The organism is Corallococcus llansteffanensis, from assembly GCF_003612055.1.
Classification (GTDB): Bacteria; Myxococcota; Myxococcia; order Myxococcales; family Myxococcaceae; genus Corallococcus; species Corallococcus llansteffanensis.
The window spans coordinates 1-19,242 of sequence record NZ_RAWB01000134.1 but is presented as its reverse complement, the minus strand read 5'-3'; the positions used below and the strand labels follow the sequence as shown (position 1 = coordinate 19,242).

Sequence of the window (19,242 nt, the reverse complement as noted above, 5' to 3'; positions counted from 1 at the left end):
GCGCGGGGACATGCGGCGGACGCTACCAGCCCCCTTGCGCCGCCCGCGGGACGAAGTCTGGACGGTCGGGAGGGGTGGAAGCAGGCGGCCCGCCCGGGATTGCGCTGTAATGCGCGGGCCCCAGGACGTATGTCCTGTCCCCTCCCGCATGAAGCTCTCGCTCGCCACCCGCATCTTCCTGGGCTACGCGCTGGTGCTGCTGACGTTCGGGGCGGTGTCGCTCTTCAGCGTGGCGGAGCTGCACCGCAACCGGTTGGAGATCCGCCTCGTCAGCCAGGGCTACCTCCAGCTCTCCCAGGACGCCGCCGCGCTGGAGACCTTCCAGACCAGCCAGGAGAAGGACACCGAGCGCGTACTCGAGCAGAACAGCGTGGAGACGCGCCGCGCGCTCATCCGGCTCGCGAGCCTGTACTACTCGCCCCAGATGGCCCAACGCCTGGAGGCCGCCCGCGCCAAGGCCCGCGAGGTGCTCACCTTCGCGCCCGAGGGCGAGGTGCCCTTCGTGAAGGAGCTCGACTCGCGCTTCGGGGAGCTGTCGAAGAATTCCCTCGCCTACGGCCGCGCGGTGGAGGCCGTGTTCGCCGCGCTCGCGTCCGAGTCCCCCGAGGGCGCGGAGGTGACGCGCGCCACCGCCGAGCTGCGCCAGTTGGAGGCCATCATCGGCCGCGAGCTGCGCGTGCTGCGCGCCACGCTGGGCAACCGCATCCGCGAGCGCGTGGACGGCGCCGAGGAGCGCGAGCGCCGCACCGGCCTCACCATCATCGCGCTGTCCATCATGGCCATTGGCGTGGGCGTGGGCGTCACCGCGTGGTCCGCCCGCACGCTGCGCCCGGTGCGCACCCTCATCGAGGGCGTGTCGCGCATCGGCCGGGGTGACTACTCCGCCCAGCTGGGCGTGCGCGGCGAGGACGAGGTCGCGCTGCTCGCGCGCGAGTTCGACCAGATGGCCCGCTCGCTCCAGGCCCGCGAGGCGCAGCTCAAGTCCCAGGCCGAAGCGCTGATGCGCGCCGAACAGCTCGCCGCCGTGGGCCGCATCTCCGCGCAGATCGTCCACGAGGTGCGAAACCCCCTGTCCTCCATCGGCCTCAACGTGGAGCTGCTCCAGGACGCGGTGGACACCGCGCGCTTCGACTCTTCCGACACCGCCTCCGAGGCCCGCGAATTGCTCGCCGCCGTCACCCACGAGGTGGACCGCCTCACCGACGTCACCGAGCAGTACCTGCGCATGGCCCGCCCCGCCCGGCCGGACCTGGAGCCGGAGGACATCACCGCGGTGCTCGACGGCGTGCTCGACTTCACGCGCGAGGAGCTGGTGCGCGCGGGTGTGGAGGTGGTGCGCGACTTCGCCCCCGGCACGCCCCGGGTGCTCGCGGATCAAGGCCAGCTTCGGCAGGTGTTCCTCAACCTGCTGCGCAACAGCCGCGAGGCCATGCCGTCAGGAGGCCGGCTCACCGTGGCCACCGCCCCCCGCGAGGGTGACGTGGAGGTGACCGTGCGCGACACCGGCAACGGCATGACAGAGGAGGTCCGCCGCCACCTCTTCGAGCCGTTCTTCACCACCAAGGAGGGCGGCACGGGCCTGGGGCTCGCGGTCAGCCAGCAAATCCTCCAGGCCCACGGGGGCTCGCTCTCCTGCCAGAGTATTCCCGGCCAGGGGACGACCTTCGTGTTAAGGCTTCCCTGCGCATGAGCTTTAAACCGTTCCGGGACGTGCTGCCCTCCGGGCTGCGCGTCGTCACTGTCGAGACGCCCCACCTGCACACCGCGCTGCTGGCCGTGTATGTGCGGACCGGCAGCCGCCACGAGACGGTGGCCAACAACGGCGTCAGCCACTTCCTGGAGCACCTCTTCTTCCGGGGCAGCGAGGGCTGGCCGGACACGGTGAAGATGAACGCCGCCGTGGAAGAGGTGGGCGGCAACCTCAACGGCGCCACCACCCGCGACCACGGCTACTACTACACGCCGCTGCACCCGTCGCACCTGCGCGTGGGCATGGACGTCATCGGCGACATGCTCACCCGCCCCCGCCTCACCGACATGGAGGTGGAGCGGCAGATCATCCTGGAGGAGATGCTGGATGAGGTGGACGACAAGGGGCGCGACATCGACCTGGACAACCTGTCCAAGCGCATCCTCTTCCCCGACCATCCGCTGGCCCTGAAGATCGCCGGCACCCGCGAGTCCGTGAAGGCCCTCACCCACGAGCAGGTGCGCGAGCACTTCGCCAGGCACTACGTGGCCGGCAACCTGGTCGTCACCGCCGCGGGCCGCGTGCGCCACTCGGAAGTCATCGCGCTGGCCGAGCGCGCCTTCGCCCACCTGCCGCGCGGCGAGGCCTCCGTGGAAGCCCCGCCGCCCGTCATCGGGCCCGGGCCGCACTTCCACTTCGTCACGCACGACGAGTCGCAGACGGAGTTCAAGCTCACCTTCCGCGCCGTGCCGGAGCAGCACGAGGACTACCCCGCGCTCCAGATCTTGCGGCGCCTGCTGGACGACGGCCTGTCGTCGCGGCTGCCGTTTGAAATCGTGGAGAAGCGCGGCCTCGCGTACTCCGTGCACGCGGGCCTGGACACGTACCACGACACCGGCCTGTTCGAGATTGAAGCCGCCAGCGCGCCGGAGAAGGCGTCGCAGGTGGTGGCCGAGTCGCTGCGGGTGCTCGCCGCGCTGTGCGACGAAGAGGTGGGCGAGGAGGAGCTGAACCGCGCCAAGCGCCGCCACCGCATGCTGCTGGAGTTCTCCCAGGACTCACCGGGGGAGCTGGCCGGGTGGTTTGGCGGCACGGAGCTGTTCCGCACCCCGGAGACGTTCAGCCACCGCGCGGACCTGGTGGACCGCCAGACGGCCGCGCAGGTGCGCGACGCGGCCCGGCGCTACTTCACCCGCGAGAACCTGCTCGTCGTCGCGGTGGGCCAGAAGAAGGGCCTGAAGGCGCTGGAGAAGGTGGTGGCGGAAGCCAGGCTGCCCTCTTCCGCCCCGTCCGCCGTCAGCGCCGCCCGCCGCGGATGATGAAGGGGCCCGTCGGGGCCTTCTTCTTCTTCGGCGTGGCCTTGTCGATGGCCTTCTGGATGCGGAGGTAGTCGGGGTTCTGCGGCTCGCGCTGCAGGGCCTCTTCAATCAGCTTCTTGCCGCGCGGCAGCTGCGTCTCGAACTGCGCGTAGAGGTTCGCGAGCGCGGCCTTCTCCTCCACCGCGGCCTCACCCAACCCCAGCAGGCGCTCCAGCGTCACCTGCGCCTCCGGCTTGCGCCCTGCCTTCAGGTGCAGCCGCCACATGCGCGACAGCGCGGGGCTGAAGCCGGGCTCGGCCTTGAGGGCGAAGCGGTAGCTGTCCTCGGCGGCGCGCGGGTCGTCCTGGTCCTCCAGCACCCGGCCGCGCACGTACAGCCCGCGGGCGAGCCTGGGTTGCAGGTGCAGCGCGCGGTCCACCAGCTGCTGCGCCTCCGACGCGCGGCCCTGGGCCCGGACGATGTCCGCCAGCCACGCGAGCGCCTCCGCGTTCTCCTCGTCGTCCTGCAGCAGGGCCTTGAGGGCGCTCTCGGCCTCCGTCGGGCGGTTGAGCGCCATCAGCACGCGGGCCTTCATGGCCACGACGTCCGTCGTCGCCGCGTCCGCCGGGGGCACGGCCTGGAGGTCCGCCTCCGCGAGCTCCGCGAAGCCGCTCATCAGGAAGTAGCGCGCCCTCAGGATTCGCGCGGCGGAGAACTCCGGCGAGCCCTGGAGCACGCGGTCCATCAGGTTGGCCGCGAGCAGCTCCTCGCCCTTCATGAGCAGGATTTCAGCCTCCACCGTCTTCGTCGCGGCGTCGTCCGGGTTCTCCCGGAGGATGCGCTCCAGCGTGGTGAAGGCGTCCTCGGCGAGCCCCTGCCGGGCCTGGAGGCGCGCCAGGGCGAGGATGTCCGCGTCGGACAGCTTGCCCTCGTTGCGCAGCGACACGAGCGTGGTGATGGCCTGGGCGCCCTGCCCCTCCCGCAGGTACAGGTCCGCGAGCTGCTTCTGGATGACGGGGTCGCTGCCGGGCAGCAGCCCCTCGGCCTGCTTGAGCGTGAGGATGGACGCGCCGGGGTTGCCGCCCAGCCGGTGGGCCTCCGCCAGCAGCAGCAGCGGCTCCACGCTCTCCGGCGCGGCGTTGGACGCCTTCTGGAGCGCGGCGATGGCACGGCCGTAGTTGCCGCTCGTCAAGGCCTCGCGGCCTTCGGAAAGGGAGGTCTGGACCTGCGTGGCTTGGGTCTGGGCGGCTGCTGTCTCCGGGTCCTTGCAGGCAAGCGGCAGGAGCAGGACAAGCGTCCAGGAACGGGGCAAAAATCGATGAGGCATCGCTGAGCGACAGGGTACCGGATGTTATCCTCCCTCGTCGATGGACCCCTTCGTGCGCCGCCTCGTCGAGAGGCTTCATGACCCCGGCCGGCCGCTGTCGCGGAACCGGCACTTCCACACGTTCGACACCCCCGAGGGTCGGATGGCGCTGAAGGTGTTCCGCCGCCTGCGCAGCCTCCAGCAGGACATCCTCGCCTGTCAGAACGAGGGCCGCCGGGCCCGCATCTCCCGCCACGTCAATCCGGCCGGAGAGCACCGCATCGAGATCTGGATGGAGCGCGTGGCGGGACGCCGCGTGTCCATGATCCAGCCCGCGGAGTACGAGCTGCTCGTCCGGCTCCCGGGCGTCCGCGACGCGCTGGAGGTCCGCGAGGAAGCCGCCTGACGTCAGGCGTCAGCCGCGGCCCGGTGCTTCAGAACACCCAGGGCCCCAGCCCCGTGGGCGCCCCGTCACACGCTGCCCGGAGCCGCGCCTGGGCGTCCTCGTAGGAGAGCCGGGCCGCATCCACCTTCAGCTCCGGGGAGGCCCAGTCCCGCCACGAGCGCAGCACCGCGACGTGGCGGCCGTCCTCCTGCTGCGCTTCGGAGAAGTGGACCAGCAGGCGCTCCTCCAGGGCCTCGCGCGCCTTGGTCCACGGGCCCTCCTTGTCCAGCTGGACGCGCTGGTCGCGCTCCACGGTGGAGAGCAGCGAGCGGGCCTCGGTGGACAGCCCCTGGAGGGAAGGACGGCGGCGCGCCGGCTCCATCGCGACGCGGTACACGGACGCCCACAGCGTGGGGTCCACGAAGGCCACCTTGCCCTCCACGAGCCGCACCGCGAGCACGTCCGGCGACGCGCGCAGCATGCGGCCCAGCCGGTACGCGAGCCGCCCCTTCGCGTGTTCGCGCCAGCTCCCGGTGGGCCGGCCGCCCATGACCTGTTCGACGAGGGACGTGGGCCCGTGCGTGGGCACCTCCGTGATGACGTGGCGCGTGCGCACCAGCTCCTCCGCGTCCCGCAGCGTCTTGATCATCCGCGCTCCCCTCTCCTGGGGCGCGATGGATGCCGCGCCCAGGGGGAAAACATTCCGCGCCGGGCACGGATTCCAACGCCTGCCCGCCGGGAACCCCGCGCCTAGGCGGAGCCGTCCTTCGCGCCCTGGGCCTGCTGCCAGTGGCCCGGCGTCGTCCCGCTCCACCGGCGGAAGGCACGGGTGAAGGCGCTGGGGTCGCTGAAGCCCAGGAGGAAGGCGATTTCGAAGTGGGGCAGCCGTCCGTCTCGCAGGAACTGGAAGGCGCGGTCGCGGCGCACCGCGTCCTCCAGGCCCGCGAACGTGACGCCCTCTTCGCGCAGCCGGCGCTGGAGCGTGCGCTCACTCACCGCGAGCCGTGAGGCGACGTCCGTGGGCACCAGGTCCCCCGTGCGGGGCTGGGCCGCGAGCACCTCCTCCACGCGCTCGCGCCACGAGCGGGCCTCGTGCGTCAACAGCTCCGCGAGCTCCGCCTCCGCGCGGGCGTGGAGCAGGTTGCCCAGCTCGATGTCCGCGTGGCGGATGGGGAGCCGGGCGGCGGCGGCGTCCCCTTCCACGAAGTAGGCGCTCGCGTCGTATTCGGCGGCGATGCCCAGGAAGTCCTCCACGGCGGCGGAGGCCGCGTGGCGCGGGTGCGCGAAGCAGACACGCGTGGGCCGCCAGTCCTCGCCGCTGAGGATGCGGGCGCTGGACACCAGCGTCACCAGGAGCCCCTCCGGCGGGTGCTGGAGTCGTGGGGCCCATGCGTCCAGCGGATCCAGGTGCAGCTCCACGCGCATCCCGCCCGCGGTCTGGAGGACGCGCCATTGCGTGCGAGGATCCAACAGCGCGTTGATGCGGCAGTAGCGTTGCAGGGACGTGCCCAGATCGGGGCTGTTGACGAGCACGTAGCCCACGAGCCCCACGTGCGTGGGCTCCACCGCCTGCGCGAGCCGCACGGCCAGCGGCTCGGTGCCTCCCACTTCGACGAGCAGGGCCCACAGGCGTTGCAGCGCCGTGTACGGCACCCGCACGTCCGGCCGCGCGAGCTGTTCCTCCTCCACGCCCACGGTCTCGACCAGGCGCGCGCGAGGGATTCCCAGTGACTCACCGACGTGGAACAGCGGGCGGAAGAGGGAGGACTGGAGCGCCTGGGGACGCATCGCGCGCCAGCATGGCCCAGCCCGCCCCGCCGCCGCAACGCGCGGTGGCGCCACGGGACAACGCGTTGGCGCCCGGGGACCATGCGCCGGGGGCATGGGGCGCGCGATATCTGCCGCCAGGAGGAGTGACCCGATGACGACCGCCACCGCCCCCGTTTCCCGCCTTGCTCCCGGCCCCAAGGGCCACCTGTTGATGGGCGTGCTGCCCCAGGTGCAACGCGACCTGCTGGGCTTCTTGAAGACCACCGTGCGCGAGTACGGAGACGTGTCGAGCTACCGCCTGGGCCCGGTGAAGTCGCACCTCATCGCGCACCCGGATGGCGTGCGCCACGTGTTGCAGGACCACGTGAAGAACTACACGAAGGACCACCTCTCGTACCGGATGGGCAGTTGGATCGCGGGCAACGGCCTGCTCACGAGCCGGGGGGACTTCTGGCTCCGGCAGCGGCGGCTGGCCCAGCCCGCGTTCCACCGGCAGCGCATCGCGGGCATGGCCGCGCGGATGGTCCGGACCACCGGGGAGATGCTCGAGCGGTGGGACACGGCCGCGGCGCAGGGGACGCCCGTGGGCATCACCGCGGAGATGATGCGGCTGTCCCTGAGCATCGTCGGCGATGCGCTCTTCGGCACCTCCGTGGAGGACCAGGCCGCGCAGGTCGGCGCGGCCTTCAACGAGCTCAGCCGGCAGATCGCGGAACGGTTCCGCTCGATGCGCCTGCTGCCGCCCATCCTGCCCACGCGCGAGGACCGGGCCTTCCGCGCCGCGCGCAGCACATTGCGAGCGACGGTGCAGGGCATCATCACGCAGCGGCGCCAGCGCGACGAGGACACCGGCGACCTGCTCTCCATGTTGATGGCCGCGCGCGACGAGGACACCGGCACGGGCATGACGGACACGCAGCTGGGGGACGAGGTGCTGACGATGCTGCTCGCGGGCCATGAGACGACGGCCACCGCGCTGGGCTGGACGTGGGGGCTGCTGGCGAAGCATCCGGAGGCCGAGGCCCGGCTGCACGCGGAGCTGGATGAAGTGCTCGGGGGCCGCCCGCCCACGGCGGAGGACGTGCCGAAGCTGGGCTACACGCGGCAGGTGGTGGAGGAGGCGATGCGGCTGTATCCCCCGGGGGTCATCTTCAGCCGCACGGTGCAGGAGGAAGACGTCATCGGAGGCTTCCGGATTCCGAAGGGCAGCGCGGTGGACGTGAGCCCCTACGTCACCCACCGCCACCCGGACTTCTGGGAGGAGCCGGAGGCCTTCCGCCCGGAGCGCTTCGCCCCCGAGGCCGCCGCGAAGCGCCACCGCTTCGCGTACTTCCCGTTCAGCGGAGGGCCACGCCAGTGCATCGGCAACGGCTTCGCGATGATGGAGTCGCAGCTCGTGCTGGCCATGGTCGCCCAGCGCTACCGGCTGCGCGAAGCGCCCGGGTTCTCGCTGCAACCCGAGTCGCATCTGTCGTTGAGGCCCCAGGGCGGACTGCCCATGTACCTGGAGCGCCGGAGCCCCGCGACCCGTTCCTGAGGAGCGACGGCCGCGTCAGGGGGGCGTGACGGACGCGCGCTGCACCTGTGACACCCCGGGCAGCGTGGGCGCGGGGTTGAGCGCCTGGATGAGCATCGCGCGCAGGGCATCCGTGAGGTCCTCGCCCGGGGCGCTCACGCCGGCCGGGGCGCCCTGCAACGGCGCGGGGATCTCCGTGCCCACCACCACGATGGGGATGCGCACCTCCCAGGCCAGGTAGTGCGCCAGCTTCACCGCCGGCTCGGAGTTGTCCATCAACAGCGCGCCAATGGCACCCGCGCTGAACGGCCGCCACAGCGGACGCGCGGCCTCCGCGGGAGGCAGCACGCAGAAGTCCACGTTCAGCACGTCGCTCAACTCCAGGCGTCCCAGCGTCCCGAAGCCGCTCTTCACCGCGGTGGGGTCCGCGGACAGCGCCTCCAGGCCCGGCACCCGCGCCAGCACGCGCCGCGCCGCGGAGGAACCGCTGCCGCACACGAACACCTTCGCCGTGGCCACCTTCGTGGTGGCCCGCGTGCGCAACAGGCGACCGCGCAGCGCGTGCACCTCCGCCGCGCCAATCAGGTCGCCCGCGCCCAGGTTCTGGCCTTCGCTCTCCGTCGGGCGCGCCATGCCCTTCTGGAGCAGCGTGGTCAGCACGCCCAGCACCTCCATGTCCGTGGCGGGCGCCAGGTCCAGCACCTCGCCCAGGGCGCGCGGCTGGCGCAGCAACTCCATCACCTGCGCCGTCACCGGGTGCTGCGCTTCGGACAGGTCGACTTCCGGCGCCAGCATCAGCCGCGTGTGGCGCGGCGGCAGGCCGGGCAACAACCGGTTCACCTCATCCGACTGCCGCATGCCCTCCAGCAGCGCGTCGTCCATCGCGCGGTTGATGCGGGGGCGCGCCGCGTTGGTGCCGGGCGTGAACGTGAAGTTGCCCTCCGTCCACGACAGCAACCGGAACAGCGCCTTCTCCCCTTCCACGCGTCCCAGCCGCGCGTTCACCGTGCGGCCATCGGAGACGATGATCTCCCCACGCTCCGCGCCGCGCTCCAGCGACAGCTTGCCGTTGCGCTTGTTCATGCCCAGGATCTGCATCAGGTCCGGGATGCTGAGCTGGCTGAGCGACCCTTCGATTTCCTGCTGCTCGCTCTTGAGGTCCTTGGCCGCTTCGTTGCGCCGGAAGATGTGCTCGATGCGGCTGAGCACCTCGTCCAGGTTGAAGGGCTTGCGCAGCATGCCGTCCCGGGGGCCCCGCGCCCGGTCCGTGTCCAGGCTGGACGTGGTGAGGACCACCGGGATGTCCTCGGTGCGCGGGTTGGTGCGCAGGATTTGAACGAAGGTGCGCGCGTCCAAGAGCCGGCACGCCTCGTCGAAGAGGGTCAGGTCCGGGTGCCGCAGCACCGCGACCTCCAGCGCGCGCGAGCCGTCCGGCGCGTAGTGCACCTGGTAGCCCTTCGTGCGCAGCGCCCGCGACAGGGCGCGCACCGAGTCGAGGTCGGGGTCGGCGATGAGGATCTTCCGCACCTGGGCCACGGTCGCACTTCCGCTTCGTCAGTAGGGCTGCAGGTCGTACTCGGCCTGCAGCTTGGAGATGAGCCCGTCCACCACCGCGGTGTCCGAGGTGTGGAACCCCCACGTCGCGCCACGCCCGCGCCGCTGGATGAGCGCGTACGACGCGCTCTCCGACAGCCAGAGGATGAACTCGTGCCGCGCCACCCGCTCGTCCCCTTCCAGGAACACCGGCGTGAGCGCCGCGTGCGACTCCAGGTCCACGCGCCGGCCCAGCAGATAGATGCGCGAGGACAGGTCCGGCGGCGCCTGCTCCAGGCCCACCGCCAGCGGCAGGTCCGCACGGATCTCCGGCCCGCCCACGTACAGCAGCCCGCGTGAGCCCGGGTCGCGCACCAGCTCGCGGGCGATCTCCACCTGGAGCTCGTCGAAGAGCACGTCCGCCACCTTGCCCCGGCGGCTGGGTTCGGCCCGGTCGTCCGTGGGCAGGCGCGGGCTGTTGGGCGTGCCCAGGAGCAGGTCCACCTCGTCCCAGAACGGCAGCCCGTCCAGCATCAGCCGGCGCTGGAGCGACGCGCGGCGCTCGTCCATGCGGCGGCGGCAGCGGTGCACCAGCTCGTCGAAGTCCTCCCCGTCCTTGGGGAAGGTGCTGGCGCCGCCCACGAGCGCCAGCGGCAGGCGCTGCTCCACGTCCTGCACCTCCGCCTCGTCGCGCACCGCCGCCACGGCGCGGCGCACGAACATCATCGCGCCGAAGAAGTCCGTCTCCGGCAGCAGGAGGTAGAACTCCTGGTCGCTCGCCTTCGCGATGACGTCCGAGTCACGGATGATCTTGCTGAGCGCCTTGATGATGCCACGCACCGCCTTCTTCGCCTCGGACGCGCCCAGCCGCACGCGCACGAGCGGCAGGTTGTCGATGCTGAAGGTCAGCAGCGAGAACGTGCGCCCATACCGCCGCGCCTTGTAGATCTCCTTGGAGGCGTAGTCGGTGAAGTAGCTGAGGTTGTACGCGGCGGTGTCGCGGTCGCGCAGGCCCAGGCGCTGGAGCGCGAGCAGCTTGCGGCCGTTCTTCACGCCCACCGCGGCGAAGTCCGCCAGCACCTTCGCGTCGCGCGTGTGCTCCGCGCGGAAGTCCCCGGTGAGCGGATCCGACAGCTGCGCGAGCCCCATCACCTCGCCAGCGGCCACCAGCGGCACGTAGAGCACCGCGGAGCGCTCATCGCGCGCGAGCCACGGCAGGGCCTCCCGCAGGCGCAGGGACAGCGGCCCCTCCGGGCTCATCTTCTCCGGCAGGAACTGCTTGTCTAACAGCCCCCGGTACGAGCGCAGCCCCAGGTCTCCCCGGTCGTCCACCACCCACAGCGCGGCGCTCTGCGCGTCGCACACCGCGCCCAGGTCGGCGATGACGCGCTCCTGGAGCCACTCCAGGTCGGGATGGGACAACAGCTCCAGGCAGCGCTGCTGGAGGTTGTGGAAGCGGGCGAACTCCAGGTTCTCGTCCTGGAGCCGCGAGCGCTCGTGGCGAAGTTGGGCGCGCTCCATGGCGCGGTCCACCGCGAGCAGCAGGTCCGCCTCTTCGATGGGCTTGGTGAGGCAGTCCGCCACGCCCAGGCGCAGCGCGACCTCCGAGCCCTGCACGTCGGTGCGCTGGCTGACGAGGATGACCTCCTGCTCCGGGTCCCGCTCGCGCAGGCGGGCCGTGAGCGCGAAGCCGTCCACGCCGGGCATCACCACGTCGGTGAGGACCAGGTCGAACGTCGCCCGGGCCACCTCTTCCAGGGCGCGAGTGGCGTTCTCCACGGCCACCACCCGGTGGCCGCGGCGCGACAGCAAGTCTGTGGCGAGCTGTCGGAAGAACAGGTCGTCGTCGACGACGAGGATGGGACCAGCCACGGCACTCAGGGGAAGGAGGGAGGAAAACCGAAGGTTATCGGGCCCTTGGAAGGGCTACAACGCCTTCGAAGACGAAGGCCACCGGACCGCGGAGTCGGATGTCGGACAGGTCGTCCGGAACGCGGATGCGCAGGTCGCCGCCCGGCAGCGTGACACGCAGCCAGGCGTTCGCCGGCAGCCGCTTGCCCAGCACCGCCGCCACCGCGGAGGCGCACGCGCCCGTGCCGCACGCCTGGGTGAGGCCACAGCCTCGCTCCCAGACGACGACGGTGAGGCCGTCCTCGTCCACCCGCACGAACTCCACGTTGGTGCGGTCCGGGAAGGCCGGGTGGTGCTCCAGGGCAGGGCCCAGGCGCTCAGCGTCCTCCAGGGGCTGGTCCAGGAGGACCAGGTGCGGGTTGCCCATGTTGACGGCGGTGCCGCGCAGGTCCGGGTGGCCGGGCACGGGCGCGTCCACGAAGGGCTGCCCCGTCGTCCCCGAGGGCAGGTTCGCGGCCACCAGCCGCGCCGGCCCCATGGAGATGTCCACGCCCACCACGCCGCCGTCGCCGTAGCCGGGCTTGCAGGCGAGCACGCCCGCGCCCGTCTCCACGTCGAGGGTCGCGGGGTGCTGGCCGGACTGATCCACCAAGTACTTCACCGCGCAGCGCAGACCGTTGCCGCACATCTCCGCGATGCTGCCGTCGGCGTTGTGGACGACCATGCGCGCGACGCCTCGGGACGAAGGCAGGAGGGCCAGCACCCCATCCGCCCCGATGCCCCGGCGCCGGTCGCACAGCCAGCGCGACTGCTCCGCGTCGATGTCCACGCCCGTGCTGCGACGGTCCAGGACGACGAAGTCGTTGCCCAGGCCGTGGTACTTGAAGATGCGCTCGCTTGCGTCCACGGGGGTAAGTCTAGACGGCGCCTTTTATTCGCGCTCGCCGACCTTCTTGGACGGGGACGGAACGTCCAGGGCGGGCATGGCCCGGCGCGAGGCGGTGGGGGTGGCGGGGGTGCTGGCCCGGCGCAGCTCCGCCAGCTCCGCCTCCTGGGCGGCGAGCTGGTCCTGCATGGTCTCGACGTGGGCCTGGAGGACCTCCATCTCGGCGGCCATCTCCAGCACATCCTCGGGAGGCTGGGCGGTGGACGTCTTCGCCTCCTCCAGGGCCTGGACCAGCGTCTCGCGCTCCGTCTCCAGTGTTTCGAGCCGGGCCTGCTGTTCGCGGATGCGCGCGGCGAGCTGGTCACGTTCGGCGCGCTCGGCGTCCAGGATGCGGGCGGCGTCCGCGGCGGCGGTCTCCAGCGTGGTGGCGCGGCCCTCGAACCGGACGCGGGCGGCGCGGGCGACCGTGAGGTCCGACTGGAGGCGTTCGCGTTCGGAGTCCGCGCGGCGGGCGTGGGCCTCGGCGTCGGCGGCGGCCTGGGACAGGGTGGCCACGCGGGACTCCAGCGCGGCCTGTTGGGTTCGCGCGTCCGCGAGCGCCTCGGCGAGCCGGGCCTCCAGCGCCGCGAGCGCTTCGCGAGCCTGCTCCGCGGACCGCGAGAGGCGGGCTTGCAGGTCGGCCTGCTCCGTCGAGGCTCGCGCCAGGGCTTCCGTGAGCCGGGCGTCGTGCTCGGACTTCCCGGCATCCGCTTGCGCGGCGAGGTCCGCGAGGCGGGCCTCCAGGTCGGCCCGCTCCTGAGCGGCGCGGGTGGTGACCTCTTCGAGGCGAGCCTCGATGGCGGCCTTCTCCGTGTCGGCCTGCGCGGTGATTTCGGCGAGGCGCACTTCGAGCTCCGCCTTGTCCGTGCCGGCGTTCGCGAGCGCCTCGGCGAGCCGGACTTCGAGCTCCGCCCTCTCCGCGTCGGCCTGCGCGGTGACTTCCGCGAGGCGAACCTCCAGCTCCGCCTTGTCCGTGCTGGCGCCCTGGATGCGTGCTTCCAGGTCGGCCCGCTCCTGATCCGCGCGGGTGGTGAGCTCCGCGAGCCGGGCCTCGAACGAGGACTGGGCGTCGTTGGTGCTCGCGGAGACGGAGGCCAGCCGGGCTTCCAGCTCCGCCTTCTCGGTGCTCGCGAGCGAGAGCACTTCCGCGAGCCGTGCCTCCAAGGCGTCCTGCGCAGCACGGGCTTGGGCCGTGACTTCGGCGAGCGAGGCCTCGCGCTCCGCGGTGGCTTGGGCGAGCTGCTGCTCCAGGACGGCCGCGCGCTCGTTCTCGGCTCGGGCGGACTCCGTGAGCCGGGCCGCGTCGGCGCGTGCGGTCTCCAGTTCGGAGCGCAGGCCTTCGAGCGAGGCCTCCAGGTTCGTGGCCTTGCCCGCGAAGCGCCGCGCGGTCTCCAACTGCACCACGAGCAGCTCCGCATGTTCGCGCGTGGCGGCGAGCCGGTCGCTGGCGTCCACGAGCTCCGCTTCCAGTCGGCCGACGTGCTGTCCCCGCTCATGCAGCGCGGCGTGGGCGCGTTGCAGCTCGGAGCCCAGGCGCATCATCTCCTGGTGAGCGGCGCCCAGTCGGGCCGTGTCCGCGCGAAGGGCCGTGAGTTCCTGCTCCTTCAGCGCGAGCTGTTCGCGGAGTTCTTCCAATTCCTGCTGCTGACCTTCGGCGCGGGAGAGCGCGCCTTCCCGCTGCGCTTCCATGGAGACGCGTAGTGCACCGGCCTCGCGCAATTCCTGCTCACGCGCGGCCAGGGTTTCCGCAAGGCGTGCGGCCCGTGCTTCGGCCTCGCGCGCGGCTTCCAGGGAACCGGTGTCCTCCGCGAGCCGGGCCTCCGCGCGCTGACGGGCCGCCTCCGCCTGCGCCAGCGAGGTTTCCAGCGCCTCCAGGTTCGCGGTCTCGGCGGCGAGTCGGAACTCCACCTCCGTCAACGAGGCTTCCAGTTCGGCACGGCGCGCGGTTTCGGCGGCGTAGCGCCTCTCCGCTGCCGACAGCGCCGCTTCAGCGTCCTTCAGCGTCGCTTCGAGCTCGGCGCGGCGCGCGGTCTCGGTGGTCTGGCGTGCCTCGGCTTCCGCGATCGATTGCTCCAGTGCGGCACGGCGCGCGGTCTCGGCGGCGTGGCGGGCTTCCGCCTCCTGCAACGACGCTTCGAGTTCGGCACGGCGCGAAGACTCCACGGACTGTCGGGCCTCTGCCTCCGCGAGTGACTGCTCCAGTGAAGCAAGACGCGTGGACTCGGAGGCACGTCGGGCCTCGGCGTCCGCGAGTGACTGCTCGAACCGTGCGGTCTCGGAGCCGAGCCGGGCCTCCGCGTCCGCCAGGGCCTGCTGCATCACGGAAAGGCGCGCGGCCTCGGCGGTGTACCGGGACTCGGCCTCCGCGAGCGACGCCTCCAGTTCGGCGCGACGCGTGGTTTCGGAAGCGAGCCGTGTCTGCTGTTGCTCCAGGCTCGCGCGCAGCGCTTCGTCGCGGGCATCGGCGGCGGCGCGCTCCTGCTCAGCTTCGACCAGTCGCTCCCGCTGCGCCGTGGACTCCGCGCGCAGGGTCTCCAGCTCCGTGCGGAGCACGGCCAGGGCCTCACGCTCCTGCCGCCATGCCGTGCGGGCCTCCACGAGCGCGGCCTCGTCCTTCGCGCGCGACTCGCGCTCGCTGGTGGCCTGCGTGCGGGCCTCGTCCAACGAGGACAGGGCCTCCACTTCGGACCTTCGTGCTTCGGTGAGCTCCGCGCGCAACTCCCGGAGCGCCAGGTCCTGCGACGCCTGCGCCTGCTTCGCCTCCGTCAGCGCGGCGCGGACTTCCTCCACCTCCAGGGCGCGCACCCGCGCTTCTTCCGTAGCGGTCGCCAGGGCCGCCGCATGCGCCAGCGACGCCGCTTCATTCGCGCGCTGTGCTTCGGTGAAGGCAGCCTGGACCTCCATCAAGGTCTGGCGCGTGTGCTCGAACGCGGCCTCGGTGGACTGCCGCGCGGCGCGGTCCGTCGTCAGCTCCGCTTCGAGCAGGGCCCGGGCTTCGCGCGTCGAGGCCAGCGTGTCTTCCGAACGGGCGCGCAGGTCGCGCTCCTCGTCCAGCGTGGCCTGGACCGAGGCGAGGGCCTCCCCCGCCTTCGTCCGGAGCGACCGCTCTTCATCGAGCGCCGCCGCGGAGTCGTCCTTGAGCCGCGCGAGCGACTCCTCCAGACGAACGCGTTGCGAACGCTCCTCCTCCAGGACCGTGCGAGCGACCCCGAGCGCCGCATCCAACCGGAGCCGATCCGCCTCCAGCGCGCTCTGGGCCTCGGTCCACGAGGACGCCGAACCCTCCAGCCGGGTGCGCAGGGCGCGCTCGGCGTCCAGCGACTCCTGCACGTTCGCGAGGGCCACCTGTGCCCGGGCCTGCTGCTCTCGCTCCGAGATCAACAGGGCCTGCGTGTCGGCGAGCGCCGCTTCCCACCGTGCGCCGCGCTCCTGTTCGGAGGTCAGCGACTCCTGGATCCGCGCCAGGGCCTCCTGCGCGGAGCCCAGCGCCGTCTCCACCGCCTGCCGCTGACCGCGCTCCGCCGCGAGGGCTTCGAGTTCGGTCGCGAGCGACTGCTCGACCGCGTCCAGCTTCGCCTGCGTGGCCTGGAGCGCGGCCTGGGCCGAAGCCCGCGCCTGCTGCTCCCGGGTCAGGTCGTCCTGGATGAGCGTCGTCAGGGCTTCCGCGTCGGTCAGCTCCCGACGCAGGGACTGGAGGGAGGCTTCCAGCTCCGCGCTGCGACGCACGGCCTCTTCGTGAGCCTGAGTCGACTCCGCGAGTCGGGCCCCGTGCTCCCACACCTCGCGAGCCAGCGCATCGCGGGCCTCGGAGAGGGACTGCCGCAGGGTCTCTGCTTCCGAATGGGCCTGCGCGAGACGTGCATCCGCTTCGGCACGCGCGTCCTGGAGTCCCTGGGCAAGCCGGGCTTCGGCCTCGGCACGAACACCCGCGAGCACCTGCTCCGTCTGGCCACTCGACTCGGCCCGCGCATCCGCGAGGACCTGGGCCACCCGAGCATCCGCCTCTGCGCGCACGTCCGCGAGTGCCTGGGCCGCACGGGCCTCCGCGTCCGCGAGAGCACGGGCCGCCAGTGCTTCAGCTTCCTCAAGCTGACGGGTCCGCTGGGCCTCCGCGTCCGCGAGAGCCTGGGCCGCGCGGGCCTCTGCCTCCGCACGAGCCTCCGCGAGAACCTGGGCGGCACGAACCTCCGCGTCCGCGAGAGCCTGGGCCGCGCGGGCCTCTGCCTCCGCACGAGTATCCGCGAGAGCCTGGGCGGCAAGGGCATCCGCGTCCGCGAGAGCCTGGGCGGCACGGGCCTCTGCCTCCGCACGAGCGTCCGCGAGAGCTTGGGCGGCAAGGGCATCCGCGTCCGCGAGAGCATCGGCCGCACGGGCTTCCGCATCCTCAAGCGCACGGGTCGCACGCGCTTCGACTTCCGCAAGAGCACGGGCCGCACTTGCTTCGGCTTCCTCAAGCCGGGAAGCCAGCAACGCCTCCGTCTCCGCACGAACACGGGCCACCTCCGCGTCGGCCTCCGCACGAGCCTCAACGAGCGCCTGCACCCGCCGAGCCTCCGCGTCGGACAGTGCCCGGGCGAGCGTCTCGGCCTCGGTCTCGCTCCGGATCCGCGTGGCATCCGCCAACGCCTGAGCAAGCCGCGCCTCCGCCTCGGCGAGCCCCCGCTGACGCTCTGCCTCCGCATCCTCAAGGGCGCGCTCGAGCCGCGCTTCCTCTTCAGCCCGGATCCGCTCAAGGGCTTGCGTCCGCTCGGCCTCCGCTTCCGCCAGCGCCTGCGAGAGCCGCGCCTCTTCCTGCTCACGCGCCTCCGCCAGCGCGCGCTCCTGCCTTCCATCCGCGTCCGAGTGCGCCGCGGCCAGCGCGTTCGTCACCCGCTCGTTGGCCTCGGCACGGGCCTCCGCCAGCGCCTCCTCCAGCCGCGCCTGAGCCTGCGCCCGCTCCGCGTCGATGGCCTGCACGAGCGCGGCCTCCACCCGGACGCGCTCCGTCTCCGCCGCGGCCAGCCGCTGCCCCGCCGCCTGCTGCGCGGACTCGACCCGCTTCTGCTCCGCCTCCAGCGTCTCCAGCCGCTGCCCCGCGGCATGGAGCGACTCCTCCAACCGCGCCGCCAGCGCCCGGGCCGCCGCCTCGCCCTGGATCCGTCCTTCCAGCTCCTGACGCAGCCGGCGTTCCGACTCGCGCGCCGCGGCCAGCTCCGTCTCCAGCCCGCGCAGCCCGGTCTCGCGCTCCGCGAGCCGCGCCTCCGCGTCCTTGCGCGCCCCTTCGGCGGAGTGCATCCGCTGCTGGGCCTCGGCAAGCTCCCGCCGCGCCCGCGCCAGCTCCGCTTCCTTCACCGGCACCGCGTCGCCCGCCGAGCGCGCCGAGTCCTGCGCCCGGGCAAGCTCCGCCTTCAGGTGCTCCACCGCCGCCAGCGCCCCCGAGTACTGCTCCGCGATCCGCAGCTCCCGCTCGCGCGCGGCCTCGGCCTGCCGGCGCCGGTCCTCGGCCCCGTCCAGCGCACGCTCCGCCGCCAGCCGGTCCCGCTCCCGGTCGATGCGCAGCGTCCCCAGCTCGTCCTGCAACGTGCGCAGCTCGGTGTAGGCCTGCGTCAGCCGCTCGCGCGACTCCTCCAGCGACGTCGCCGTCTCGTCGCGCCGCGCCCGCTCCAGCCGCAGCGCCTCCTGCGCCGCCAGCGCCTGCACGCCCGCGTCCGCCTGCGCGCGCTGAGCGGCCTCCACCTCCAGCCGCTGCGCCGTCAGCCGCCGGTCCGCGTCCGCGATGCGCTCCGTCGCGACCTGCAGCTCCAGCTCGCGCCGCCGCAGCCGGCTGCTCAAATCGTCCCGCTCGCGCGCGGACTCCACCGTGCCCCGCGCCTGCTCCAGCTGCGCCGTCAGCCGCGCCATGTCCTGCCGCGCGCCCTCCAGCGCCGGCTTCAGCGCGATGACCTCCGCCTCCCGGTCGCCCACCTCCGCGCGCAGCTTGGACACCGCGTCCTTCAGCCGCCCCGCCCGCTCCTCCCACGTCTTCGCCCGGGCGGCGACCTCATCCAGCTTCCCGCGCGTGAAGGCCAGCGGCTCCGGCGGCAGCTGCACCCACGTGGGGTCCACCACGCGCGCCGGCTCCAGGCCCGCCATCACCACGAAGTACGCCGCCTCGCTGTGCCGCACGAGCGAGCCGTCCACCTGCAACCCGTCCCCGCGCTCGAACGCGAGCTGGTAGCCCAGCACCGGGGACTGCGTGGCCACCTCCACATGCGGGAAGTGCGCCGACAGCGCGTCGAGCAGCTGCCCGTACATGGGCGGCACGTCTTCTTCCGGATCCATCAACTGCGGCAGCGCCAGGCCCGCCAGGTTGCGCAGGCCGCCCACCAGGAAGCCCTGCCGCGCCACCAGCCGCGCCAGCTCCGCCAACAGCTCCGGCGCGCGCACGTACGGCGCCAGGTCCGTCACCATCACCAGGTCGAAGCTCGCCGGCTCCAGGTCGTCGTAGATGTTGGCGCGGAACCTCAGCTGCGGGTGCGCGTGGGCATTCTGCGCCGCCTCCACCGCCGCCACGTCCGCGTCGCACGCCACCACCGTGCGCGCCCCCCGCTCCACCAGGAAGCGCGCGCTCTCGCCTCCCGTGGAGGCCACGGCATCGACCTCGAGCACGCGACGACGCGCGAACAGGCTCTCCGCGAAGATGTAGCGGGGCAGCAGCTCGCTGGGCCCCATCCGACGAAAGGTAGATTGCAAATGATGTTCCCGGGGGGCGGGAATTGTAGCGTCTGACCCAGAGAGGTCCCAATTTCAGGGCTCTTACAAGCACGGGCGAAGTGCCCGTCCGTCCGGAGGGCAGGCGACATGACCACGAATTCACCCCAGGGTTTCGGCTACCGGGCCCGTCGCACCTTCACCCGCCTGCTCGTCTTCCTCGTCATCCTCGGCCTGGGCGGCGGCGTCGTCTTCCTCCTGGGCCAGCTCAACTCCCGCACCTTCACCCTCGTCACGGA

The 19,242-nt window shown here is 72.4% G+C and carries 11 protein-coding genes; 4 read left to right on the top strand and 7 right to left on the bottom strand.

The features are described 5' to 3' along the window. Positions 1–148: 148 nt before the first annotated feature. The gene (locus D7V93_RS14960) at positions 149–1,690 is read left to right on the top strand and encodes a sensor histidine kinase (protein ID WP_120644060.1); all 1,542 of its coding nucleotides are present in this window, start codon (positions 149–151) and stop codon (positions 1,688–1,690) included. Then, the gene (locus D7V93_RS14955; protein WP_120644059.1) at positions 1,687–3,009 is read left to right on the top strand and encodes a M16 family metallopeptidase; all 1,323 of its coding nucleotides are present in this window, start codon (positions 1,687–1,689) and stop codon (positions 3,007–3,009) included. Before D7V93_RS14960 ends, D7V93_RS14955 begins: the two co-directional genes overlap by 4 nt. Here the strand turns inward: D7V93_RS14955 and D7V93_RS14950 are convergent. Next, the gene (locus tag D7V93_RS14950) at positions 2,987–4,315 is read right to left on the bottom strand and encodes a tetratricopeptide repeat protein (protein WP_120644058.1); all 1,329 of its coding nucleotides are present in this window, start codon (positions 4,313–4,315) and stop codon (positions 2,987–2,989) included. The genes D7V93_RS14955 and D7V93_RS14950 overlap by 23 nt on opposite strands. A gap of 40 nt (positions 4,316–4,355) precedes the next feature. On the opposite strand from D7V93_RS14950, the gene D7V93_RS14945 reads away from it, so the two are divergent. Next, positions 4,356–4,700: a hypothetical protein gene (locus D7V93_RS14945; RefSeq protein ID WP_120610905.1), complete on the top strand. Its 345-nt coding sequence runs from the start codon at positions 4,356–4,358 to the stop codon at positions 4,698–4,700. Positions 4,701–4,728: 28 nt separating this feature from the next. Here D7V93_RS14945 and D7V93_RS14940 read toward each other — a convergent pair whose 3' ends face one another. Further along, the gene (locus D7V93_RS14940) at positions 4,729–5,328 is read right to left on the bottom strand and encodes an RNA methyltransferase (RefSeq protein ID WP_120644057.1); all 600 of its coding nucleotides are present in this window, start codon (positions 5,326–5,328) and stop codon (positions 4,729–4,731) included. A gap of 101 nt (positions 5,329–5,429) precedes the next feature. Beyond that, entirely contained in the window at positions 5,430–6,467 is a 1,038-nt protein-coding gene (locus D7V93_RS14935; RefSeq protein WP_158623749.1) for an AraC family transcriptional regulator, read from the bottom strand. A gap of 133 nt (positions 6,468–6,600) precedes the next feature. Here D7V93_RS14935 and D7V93_RS14930 point away from each other — a divergent pair, with 133 nt between their 5' ends. After that, a complete protein-coding gene (locus tag D7V93_RS14930; protein WP_120644055.1) occupies positions 6,601–7,986 on the top strand; it encodes a cytochrome P450 in 1,386 nt (461 codons plus the stop codon). A gap of 15 nt (positions 7,987–8,001) precedes the next feature. Here the strand turns inward: D7V93_RS14930 and D7V93_RS14925 are convergent, their stop codons facing one another. Genes D7V93_RS14925 through D7V93_RS44935 form a run of 4 tightly spaced genes read right to left on the bottom strand, consistent with a single transcriptional unit; the run spans position 8,002 to position 18,964 of the window. Beyond that, entirely contained in the window at positions 8,002–9,501 is a 1,500-nt protein-coding gene (locus D7V93_RS14925) for a DUF4388 domain-containing protein (protein ID WP_120644054.1), read from the bottom strand. Positions 9,502–9,519: 18 nt separating this feature from the next. Continuing rightward, positions 9,520–11,370 carry a GGDEF domain-containing response regulator gene (locus tag D7V93_RS14920; RefSeq protein WP_120644053.1) on the bottom strand — a complete coding sequence of 617 codons (1,851 nt, stop codon included), beginning with the start codon at positions 11,368–11,370 and terminating at the stop codon, positions 9,520–9,522. Positions 11,371–11,404: 34 nt separating this feature from the next. After that, positions 11,405–12,256: a diaminopimelate epimerase gene (gene dapF, locus D7V93_RS14915; protein ID WP_120644052.1), complete on the bottom strand. Its 852-nt coding sequence runs from the start codon at positions 12,254–12,256 to the stop codon at positions 11,405–11,407. A gap of 24 nt (positions 12,257–12,280) precedes the next feature. Beyond that, positions 12,281–18,964, bottom strand: coding sequence for a plectin 1 isoform 8 (locus D7V93_RS44935; RefSeq protein ID WP_158623748.1), 6,684 nt, complete (start codon positions 18,962–18,964; stop codon positions 12,281–12,283). Positions 18,965–19,242 lie beyond the last annotated feature (278 nt).